Genomic DNA, 9,716 nt, shown 5'->3' with positions numbered 1-9,716 from the left:
GGAAGGACGGCAGGCGCAGGGGAGTGCCGGGGTTCGCCGCCTGGAGCCGCGCGAGTGGGATCACCACTTCGTGCCAGGCCGTGTCCTGCAGTGATACGGGCACGCCAAAGAAGGCCGGGACATGCTGATCGTTCCAGGCCTGGAGGTGGATCGTTACCTCCTTCGCCTGGCCGTCGCCCTTCATCCAGAAGGCCAGCTCATCGACAGCGGCGTCGGCCCACTGGTCACGCATCGTTGCCAGCGGGATGTACGCCCCGGCCCAGCCCTGCCCGGGATGGAAGGACACCTGAAGGCTGCCGGTCCCCGAGTGCGCTTCCGTGGACCGCTCGACCGAGACGAGCGGAGTGTCCTTCGTCTTCCCGCTCTGCCTGATCGCGTCGTTCGTCACCCAGCCCGCGATCCCGTGCTCGAAGTTCGAGACGATGAAGCTGCGACCGACCTGCCCGAAGGCCATCGGCGTACTCAGAGCAGCAAACAGCCCGGTTGCAGCCAGGAACGCAAGTCCGTTGCATGGCATACTCAGGCTCCCTCACTCTCGCTGCAGATTCAGTCCCTCACTGACCGACCACCTGTACACTGAGCGACCGGACCGTCACCGGCCCGAGCAGTCCTGACGGTTGCAGCTCCGAGTCCTGCGGCCACAGTCGCCAGGTGGTGAAGGTGAAGCGCCCCGTGGGACTCGGCTTGCCCTCCTGGAGCCACTGCGGCCACTGCGCCAGCGTTCCGTTGCTGCGCCGCTCGCTGTCCTCCGGGAGCTGCTCATCCCCGATCATGCGATTCGGCCACAGGTTCGTGACCTCCACTTCGAGCTCGTTGTCGCCCGCCTTCGCCATGCCAGTGATGTCCACGCAGTAGGGCGCGTGCCACAGGATGTCCAGGTTCCTGCCGTTGAGGCGCACTTGCGCGAAGGCCTCCACGCGCCCAAGGTCGAGGAGGACTCGCCGGTTCGCGGCGACCAGCTCTGCCGGCAACTGCAGGCTCCTGCGGTAAGTGGCTGTCCCGGAGAAGAACCGCACACCCGGGTCCGAGTGCTCACTCCAGGAGATCAGCGCCGGGAACGAGACTTCTTCCGGCGCACCCCAGCCGGGAGCACAGCGGACCGTCCAGGGACCTGTCACATCGAGGCTGCGAGGCACGGCGCCCGTGAAGTGCAGCCTCCGGCCCGACTGCATCTGCACTTCGTAGGTGCCCGCTTCGTTGGCCACAGCGAGCAGCGCACCGTCAGCCCGTCTCTCCATCTGCACCGGCGGAGTCGTGTCTGCCGGCAACTCGAAGGAGATGACCTCCGGGTCCCTGGCGGCGGCGCTGAGAGCTTTGCCCTCCACCTCATACTCCACCCGCAGAGCTTTCATCACGTTCGGAGCGGGGTCGCCCTCAGCAGCGAGCTCGGCGACGACGAAGCTGCGCTGGCCGCCCTCCACCTTCTTCTGCACCTGCTCCGTCACGTCCTTGGAGCCGTAGACCGGGTCACCCGGCACTCCCCAGAGCGCACTCCGAACGATGATCCTCTGCGTACCTGCGGGCACTTCGAAGCGGAGGCGCTCAGGATCGGTGGCCTGCGCGGCGAAGGTCCGGCCACCTGCCTCGTACTCGACCCGCAGGGTCTTGACGATGTTGCGCGCAGGATCGCCCTCCGACGCGAGCTCTGAGACCACGAAGGAGCGGATCCCGCGATCCAGCATCCGTTGCACCTGCTGGGTGGCATCCCGCGTCTCCTTCCCTACCTGCGAGGGCGTCCAGATCGCGCGGCGAATCGTGACCTTCGCCTCGCGCACCGGCGGCGTCAGGACCGACTGCCCGTCACGGGTGACTTGCAGCACCGGATCGGGCCCGGCGCCGTCTGTACCGAAGACGACGAACACCGACTCGCCGGCCTCGAACCGCAGCGGAGTCTGCGTTCCCCCCTCGGCCTGCGTGAAGGCTACGGCGGGTTCCACCTGTCCGGTCTCAGGCCGCCACAGCGACGGTCGGCGTCCTGAGATGCGGAAGCTGCAGACCGCATTCACAGCGTGGTTCAGAGGGTTCGCGACGAAGTAGGCGTCAGTCTCACCGATGCGCCGATGGAGGAAGTTCAGCGTGCGGTTCGCGGTGAAGTCCGGTCCGACTCCTGCGGCGGCCAGGACCTCCTGCGGCGTCTTCCCTGTGATGATCTTCCCGGTGCCCCACAGGGCATCCGCGAGGTGCTTCACCTGAAGGTCGCACTGCGGGTAGTCGGTGAGGCCCGGCGCCTTGGAGGGTGGAGTTCCGAGGATCGTCGCTCCCTGCGCCGCCAAGTTGCTTAGGCGCTCTAGCAACGCAGGCGTCATGGTCGGCGAGTTCGGGAGAACCAGTGCACGGTAGCTCATCCCGTCGGGCAGCACCAGCAGGCCGTCCTTCACGGACACCCTTGTGAACAGTGCCTCGGGTGGGCAACTGTCGGCCCTGTACCCAGCGCGGAGAATCGCCGACGGCGGGCTGAAGCTTCGCGGAGCGCCCTCGGGAGCCAGGTACAGCAGGTCCACCACCGGTAGGCCGCTCTGCAGCAGGTACTGGCAGCGGGTCAGGTACTCGTGCCACGGACCGCTCTGCTCCCACCAGGTCTGCGTGCGTTCGTAGTGCTGCCCCCACGGTCCCATGGTCATCCCCGGACGACGATCGGCCCAGGGCTGCAGGGCGTAGCGATGGACCACGAAACGATTGATGCCCAGACAGAAGGCCTGGTCGCCCAGCGGCTTGATCAGACCGGGTGTCGCCAGCCAGCGCTCGTCGTTGTTGGCGGTGAAGGCCTCCGCACCGCAGACCGGCCTCCCGTAGACATGAGCCGCCGAGGCCATTTCAGTAAGCGTCCCGCCTGCACCCATCCCGGGCCACCAGAACTCGCCCATCGGCTCATCACAGCGCCCCGCGTAGGGTAGGTTCGCAACGACGGTGTCGCCGTAGGCCTCGATCGTCAGGCGCAGGCCGTGCTGTTGAGCCAGTTCGTGCATGTGCCCGGCGTAGTTCTCGACGATCAGATCGGAGACGGTCTGCCGCAGATCCCACAGGAAGCGCTCCGAGACTTCGAGGCTGTCCACGACCCGCCCAGTCATCACCGGCAGGTAGAGCAGCGGGTCGTAACCGCGCAGGCGCTCGAACTCCTCACGGAAGCGCGCCGTCCAGTTCTGCGAGCCGTTCTCCCAGCTATCAATGTGCGTGGCAACCAGCGACCTACCCACGAGCGCAGGGGAGTCGGCAACCAGCTTGCCCAGGAGTCCTTCGAAGGCTGCCTCAGAGCCTTCCTTGCTGAGCTTGTCGCACTCCAGCCCACGACCGGAGGCTGGGGAAGGAGCGTTCTGCGCACCCGTCGGGGTGTGGCCGCAGCGCAGCACCGTCCACTTGCCCTCCGGCACGTCCCAGGTCAGGCGGCCGTCAGCGCCCATCTGTGGAGTGAGGTTCAGGATGCGGCTGCGCTGAATCGTCTGCTCGGGAGGAACCTGCCCGTAGTCCGCACGTGGGCCGAAGTCTCGGCGGTCGTAGGCCGCCTTCGCCTCGATCTCGGGGATGCGATAGTCGCCAGGGGTCGGGAAGGCCAGCACCGCCACATCGCGGTAGTAGCCGGCCACGGTCTTCGGCTGGGCGAGCACCGCCTCGAAGCGCGCCGGTCCCTGGACCTCACTCTCGCTCCAGACCAGCTTCTGCATCGCCTTGTCGGGTGTAATCCAGGGCCCGCCGCTCCCATTCCACCCGGCGTCGTTGTTCATGTTGACTTCGAGGCCCAGCCGGTTCGCCTCGGCAAGTACGAAGGTGAACAGCTCACGCCACTCACTGCCCGCGAAGGACACCGGCCCCACAGGGGCGCCCTGATCGACCTCCATGATGAGCACACCGCCGATCCCGACGCGCTTCATGGCCTCGAGGTCTGCGGTGATGCCCTCGCGGGTGAGGTTGCCGTTGAGCCAGAACCAGTAGACCCAGGGCCTCGCGGAGGCCGGCGGAGTCTGGAAGTTGCGGGACAGGTCCGTGAGGGGTTGCGCAGAGGCCGAGCAGGACAGGCTCAAAGCGGCGGCCACACAAAGGGTGGAGACCAACAGGGCCTTCGCTGACAGCTTCATCGGAGCCAACTCCTCAGTAGTGCGGGATGCACTCCACTGCAGAGGCACCAGCCGGGAGATCGCCCGACGAGCAGGGCACACGAGGATAACGGTGTTCCGCGTCTTCCGGACTGAGCACGACCTGCTCGGGGCAGCCCTGCAGGCCTACCCCGAGTCCAGTCGCATCATCTTCTCCCGTCCCAGACCGGCCACTGTCCGGCAGCACCCTTCGCTACCCGGTCTGCGCCTCCAGCTCGACGATCATCGCTGCCAGACGCTGCCGGGCCTGCTGCAGGGCGGCGTCGCTGCGAGTGTACTCGGAGTTGCTCCGGAGCAGGTCGGTCGCGATCTCCTTCAGGAGCGCCTGGGCCTTCGCGGCAACCGGGTTATCCTCCCCGAGGCGGGCGATCCCCTGCTCCACAAGCTTCAGGTACTCGTAGTCCTCCGTACCCTTGCGCACCATCTCCCAGCGGATCGAGTTGCAGATCTTCTCCTGGCCCGGGTAGACGACGTGCGGGTCACCGGGCGGGAGCGGAAGACGCCCGACCGGGAGGCGTTCGCTGCCACCGGTGGCGTTGCTCCACGGATCGACCGCTCCCCTGGAGCCGCCCCAGGAGCTCCAGTGAGCGTAACCCCAATGCAGATAGCCGATGGCGCCGTAACGCCAGTTCACCCAGGGGATGATGCGCGTCTTGAGGCTGGAGAAGTCCAGGAACCGGTTGGGGTACGGTCCCTGCGGCGCGAGGCAGGTGTAGCTCCAGAGCTCCTCTCCCTCGTTGTGGAAGCCGTCGCGCAACTCCTGGATCTGCGGCACGCGGATCTCGAGGCAACCGACCAGGCCATCAGCCATGACCGCATCAACGCGCGGGACGTCGGGCAGCACTTCACGCACGAAGCCCGCCATCTGGCGGTAGGAGGCCTCGTTCGCGGGCACGGGCTCGTCGGCCTGGTGGAGGATGAACCGATCCCACCAGCCTCTGTCGGCAAGGTGGGCCTTGAGCGCGATCAGGAAGTCTCGCAGCAGTCCGCGACGCGCAGGGTCATCGACCGGCGCCGCAGGCAACTGCTCGGGGCTACCGTCTGCCTTGTAGACGGTCAGGCCACGGAAGACGAAGGCGCTCTCCCAGTTGCCGCCACGTCCGCCGAGGTGACTGCCCTCGATGCGGTCAGCGACGCCGTGGCGGTCGAAGGTCTCGATCCAGCGATCGAGGTTGCCGCAGTCGAAGGTGAAGCCGTCGCCTTGTCTGCTGATGCGCACCAGCTCGAACAGTGGCGTGAGGATCGTGTTGTGGAGATGCTCCCCCATGTTCTGCGCGACCCGATCCACCCAGGTCCACCACTCCTCCGAGAAGCGCTTGATCCCATACCACTCCTCCAGACAGCCGGTGCTGAACCAGTTCGTGTTCCACATCGAGGTCTTGCGGGGTAGCGCAAAGGGCCACACCTCGACGGTGATCGGCACCACGAGGCTTTCACTGTCGGCGGTGATGGTGACGCTGCCGTGGTACGAACCGGCGGGGGTTCCCTCCGGCACGGCCACCGTGATCCAGAGGGGCTGCGTGCGGTTCGGCTTGAGGCTTACCACCGGCCACTCCAGGAAGGGGTCGGGGAAGAAGTCCGGGGCTCGGCGAAGAATGTGCTCGCCATCACCGTTGTTGGCGGTGTTCTCAAACAGCGGAACGTAGCCGACGAAGTTGGCCGTGAGAGCGCTCGCGGGGATGCAGGCTCTTCCGGGACCGAGGAGTTGTGACAGCTCGACCCGCACCTCTCTGTAGGCGCTCTCGGAACGCAGGCAGACCTGTACGTCCTCGCGCTCGTTGCGGGCAGCGGCGAGGTGGATCTCCTGACTTGCCTCGGCGCTTGGGCCCTCGTTCTGGAACACCTTCCGCAGGCTGTCTTCGACCCAATAGGTAACCATGGCAGATATCCTCAAGGATGGAATGCACGGCCGGGCACAGCGCGACGGCAAGGTCGCCCAACCTGCCTTCGCAGGCTTCCGCGAGCTTCGCTCCAGGTACCCCGACTGCCTTAGCCCCCGCTGCGGAGCTCCTCGTCAAGGTCCTCGTAGTAGCGTTCGACGGTAGCTACGTCCACGGTCTCATCCATCGGCATGCCCAGTCGCTCATAGAGTCCCCGGCGGCCCTTCATGTCGGCGAGCAGCACCGCGCGAGCATGGATCGCGACCTCTTGCGCAACCTCCAGCGGCACCACTACCACACCATCGTCATCGCAGCCGAGGATATCCTCGGGACGCACCTGGACGCCGCCGCAGCCGATAGTGGTCTGCACTTCGATGGCCTCGATGCGGCCGGGGATGATCGTGCGACCGATGGCCCGGGCACAGATCGGCGTGCGCTGTCGAGCGACCTCCGCCGTGTCGCGGCAGTAGCCATCGGTCACGATGCCCACTGCCCCGCGGGCCATGACGCCGAGCGAGTTGTTCGATCCCCAGAACCCAACTTCGCCGCTGCCGCCGGTGTCGGTGACCAGCACATGGCCCGGCTGTATCAGGGAAGCGTAGTCGACGTTGCCCACTTCGCTGAACCACAGTCCGTGCGCCTTCACGATGTCCTCGGTCGTCGAGAGCTTCCACATTGGGCGCCGGGCCGGAACGCAGCGGATCGTGAGCGCGCTCCCCCAGAAGCGCATCCCGGGCCACAGCGGTCGGATGTCGCGAGACAGGAGCGTGAGGCTGAAGTAGCCGATGCCGTCCAACGCATCGCACACATCGACCACACGCAGGTACTTGTAGAGCGCACGCAATCGGGTGCCATCAAGGAGGGACGCGTCCGAGTCGCTGTGCACCATCAGGCATCTCCCTTCGCTATCACAAGGCCGCAACCTGATCCAGGCCACGTCTCCTGCCGCTGACTTCGCCGACCAGTCGCGTCCTCCTCCCCGGAGGTTCGGGGACGGTCGGTCGGGGCAGAAGGGGAGCCCGGTATCGGGAACGACCTGCATGAGCAAGGCGACGCTGATGCCGGTGAAGTGGCAGGGAGTGGACGGCCTGAACGCCCTGGCCGGACAGAAGGTGCGCTTCAGGTTCACGCTCCTCCAGGGCAGCCTGTGCTCCTTCTGGATGGCCTCGGACGTGAAGGGCGCGAGCAACGGATACGCTGCAGCCGGCGGTCCGGACTTCGTCGGGGCAAGAGACTCTGGAGGAAACGAGGAGGGTAGCCGGTAAGCCCTATCGCCTAACTCCTGCGGCGCCGCCATAGAGCCAGCGCCGCCAGTCCGGCGACCATCAGCGCCATCGAGCCGGGCTCGGGGATCTCGTCCCGTTTCAGCAGGAACGCATGCGTCGCCCCCTCGGCGTCCAGGCCGAACCCACAGACGTCCCCTCGGTCGTTGATGCCCGTGGCACCTCTGAGCGTCAGGCTGGTGCTGCCTGAAAGAAGGCCGTTCAGATCGTACATCGTCCCCCCGTCCCACAGGAAGGCGTGGAGTGCGTGGCTGGGGTCCTCGGCGGCCCCGACCACCTGTCCAGTGCCATTGATCCCGCTGGCTCTGCTCACGTTCCCGCCCAGGGTACCGAGGTCGGTGAGAGGGCCGCCTGCGTAGAGGAAGGCGTGGTCGTAGCCGTCGGAAGTCGTAGAGAAGCCCACCACCTGCCCGCTCCCGCTGATGCCCCACGCACTGGAGTCGGGTCCCCCCAACGTGCCAAGGTCGTTCACAGTGCCGCCGGAGTACAGGAACGCATGCTCGTAGCCACTGGAGTACCAGACGTAGCCAGCCACCTGCCCGCCGTCGTTGATACCAGTGGCATAGCTGTTGCTTCCCCCGAAGGTGCCGAGGTCGGCCAGGGGACCGCCCGAATACAGGAAGGCGTGACTGCTGCCGTCGGCGGCTTGCGAGTAGCCCGCCACCTGCCCACCGTCGTTGATGCCCGTGGCGTAGCTGTAGGCTCCGCCCAGAGTGCCGAGGTCGGCCAGGGGGCCGCCCGAATACAGGAAGGCGTGGGCGAGGCCGCCGGCGGCTTGCGAGTAGCCCGCCACCTGCCCGCCAGCGTTGATGGCTGCGGCGCCGCTGTCGTTCCCACCGAAGGTGCCCAGATCGGCCAGGGGACCGCCCGAATACAGGAAGGCGTGGCTGTTGCCGCTGGCGTCTTCGGAGTAGCCCACCACCTGTCCGCCGTCGTTGATGCCCTTGGCGTAGCTGGAGCTTCCGCCAAGGGTACCCAGGTCAATGACGCTGTACATCGGTATGGCGAAGGTGGGGCTTGTGGGGAGCAACAACGCGACAGCCAAGACGCAGACCAGAGCAATACGCAAACCCATTCAAAACCCTCCCGAGGTAAGCCAACCTTCCCCCAACAGCAGGCCCTATTCGCCCAGAACGTCAGGTCTCCTTCCCTCATTTCCGGGCGGTTTCCGGGAGAGCGTGCAGGCGCGGCGCTGACCGCCCCTCGTCCTCCCCCACCCTATCGCCTAACTCCTGCAGCGCCGCCATAGAGCCAGCACTGCCAGTCCGGCGACCATCAGCGCCATCGAGCCGGGCTCGGGGATGTTGCGGTTTACACCATCGCGTGTCGCGAGGAAAGCGCGGGTATGGCCGCCGTAGGTGCCGTAGCCGCAGATGTCGCCCCAACGGTTGATGTCCGTGGCCGACAGGAGGGTCCACCCGCTACCGGTGGGCAGCAGGTCGGTGACGTTGTAGGTGGCACCATCCGCCCAGAGGGTCGCGCGGTTCGCGGTTGTTGGCGTCGGGTCCGAATCGGACCATCCCACTGCCCAACCTGCGTCGTTGACCCCCAGTGCCGCACCCCAGGCTCCACCCAGGGTCCCCAGATCACTCATGGTCCCGCCGGTGTACATGAAGGGGCGTCCCCAGTTGCTGGCGTTCGCGGCTGCTCCCACGATCAGACCGGACTCGTTGATGTCCCAGGCCTCGCTGTTGGTGCCTCCGAGCGCACCCAGGTTCGTCATCACGCCGCCGGACTTCACGAAGGCGTAGGTCTTGCCGGAGGCATCGTACGCACGCCCGACGATCACGCCGCCTTCGTTGATGGCGTTGCAGTAGCTGTTCGTGCCGCCGAGGTCGCCGATGTCTATCATCGTGCCGCCGGAGTACAGGAACCCGCGCCAGTGTGCATCCGGCTCGTTCGCGTATCCTACGATCAGCCCGGCCTCGTTGATGTCCCGTCCATAGCCATCGCCTCCGCCGAAGCCCCCGAGAGAGGCTAGCGGACCACCGGTGTACAGGAAGGCCAGCGTGTCGCCATCAGCTTCCCAGGCAGTGCCCACCACCTGCCCCAGGTTGTTGATGCCGTAGGCCGAGGCCCTGATGCCGCCAAAGTCGCCCAGATCGGTGATGGTGCCGCCGGAGTACAAGAAGGCACGGTCGTAGTCGGCGGCGTTGCGGGCGTAGCCCACCACCTGACCGTAGTCATTGAGGGCCTCAGCCCAGCTATGGACGCCGCCCACGGCGCCAAGATCAGCAATGGTGTAAGTCGGTGAAGCGCAGGAGGGTGCCAAGGGGAGCGCGCAGACGACGAGGTACGGAAGCAGGCGCATGAGACCGTTCACACTAGTACTCCCGAGCTGCACGGTGGTGGTCGCGGTATCCTGCAGGCTGTTCACCGAGTCGACAGAGGAACAACTCTCCCCACTCTGGTCGCTCCATTGTACACGACAGGGGTTGCACTGTGTCAACTCAAGGAACTGCGGC

At 66.3% G+C, this 9,716-nt stretch carries 7 protein-coding genes; 1 reads left to right on the top strand and 6 read right to left on the bottom strand.

The window, feature by feature from the left end; translation table 11 throughout:
- The 4 genes from ABFE16_06305 to ABFE16_06290 form a co-directional block, all read right to left on the bottom strand.
- The coding region (locus ABFE16_06305; GenBank protein MEN6344901.1) for a carbohydrate binding domain-containing protein at positions 1–517 on the bottom strand (517 nt) is incomplete at its 3' end.
- Positions 518–554: 37 nt separating this feature from the next.
- Positions 555–4,070, bottom strand: a complete 3,516-nt coding sequence (locus ABFE16_06300) for a glycosyl hydrolase (protein ID MEN6344900.1) — start codon at positions 4,068–4,070, stop codon at positions 555–557.
- A 211-nt stretch (positions 4,071–4,281) separates the two neighbouring features.
- A complete protein-coding gene (locus ABFE16_06295; protein ID MEN6344899.1) occupies positions 4,282–5,967 on the bottom strand; it encodes a glycoside hydrolase domain-containing protein in 1,686 nt (561 codons plus the stop codon).
- A gap of 110 nt (positions 5,968–6,077) precedes the next feature.
- Positions 6,078–6,857: an RraA family protein gene (locus tag ABFE16_06290; protein ID MEN6344898.1), complete on the bottom strand. Its 780-nt coding sequence runs from the start codon at positions 6,855–6,857 to the stop codon at positions 6,078–6,080.
- A gap of 151 nt (positions 6,858–7,008) precedes the next feature.
- Between ABFE16_06290 and ABFE16_06285 the strand changes: the two genes are divergently transcribed.
- Positions 7,009–7,233, top strand: a complete 225-nt coding sequence (locus ABFE16_06285; GenBank protein ID MEN6344897.1) for a hypothetical protein — start codon at positions 7,009–7,011, stop codon at positions 7,231–7,233.
- A 10-nt stretch (positions 7,234–7,243) separates the two neighbouring features.
- Here the strand turns inward: ABFE16_06285 and ABFE16_06280 are convergent, their stop codons facing one another.
- Together ABFE16_06280 and ABFE16_06275 are read right to left on the bottom strand one after the other, a co-directional pair.
- Positions 7,244–8,326 (bottom strand): PEP-CTERM sorting domain-containing protein, encoded by a 1,083-nt coding sequence (locus ABFE16_06280; protein ID MEN6344896.1) that lies wholly within the window; start codon positions 8,324–8,326, stop codon positions 7,244–7,246.
- Between the two features lie 150 nt (positions 8,327–8,476).
- The gene (locus ABFE16_06275) at positions 8,477–9,574 is read right to left on the bottom strand and encodes a PEP-CTERM sorting domain-containing protein (GenBank protein ID MEN6344895.1); all 1,098 of its coding nucleotides are present in this window, start codon (positions 9,572–9,574) and stop codon (positions 8,477–8,479) included.
- Positions 9,575–9,716: the final 142 nt, after the last annotated feature.

The sequence above is a fragment of the Armatimonadia bacterium genome (assembly GCA_039679385.1).
Classification (GTDB): domain Bacteria; phylum Armatimonadota; class Zipacnadia; order Zipacnadales; family JABUFB01; genus JAJFTQ01.
Note: the sequence above shows the minus strand (reverse complement) of the source record. Positions and strands in the feature narration are given on the sequence as shown.

What these genes read in the sequence shown, in the direction of transcription:
- ABFE16_06295 (MEN6344899.1), bottom strand. Translation starts at nt 5,967, where the DNA reads ATGGTTACCTATTGGGTCGAAGACAGCCTGCGGAAGGTGTTCCAGAAC.
- ABFE16_06280 (MEN6344896.1), bottom strand. Translation starts at nt 8,326, where the DNA reads ATGGGTTTGCGTATTGCTCTGGTCTGCGTCTTGGCTGTCGCGTTGTTG.
- ABFE16_06290 (MEN6344898.1), bottom strand. Translation starts at nt 6,857, where the DNA reads ATGGTGCACAGCGACTCGGACGCGTCCCTCCTTGATGGCACCCGATTG.
- ABFE16_06300 (MEN6344900.1), bottom strand. Translation starts at nt 4,070, where the DNA reads ATGAAGCTGTCAGCGAAGGCCCTGTTGGTCTCCACCCTTTGTGTGGCC.
- ABFE16_06285 (MEN6344897.1), top strand. Translation starts at nt 7,009, where the DNA reads ATGAGCAAGGCGACGCTGATGCCGGTGAAGTGGCAGGGAGTGGACGGC.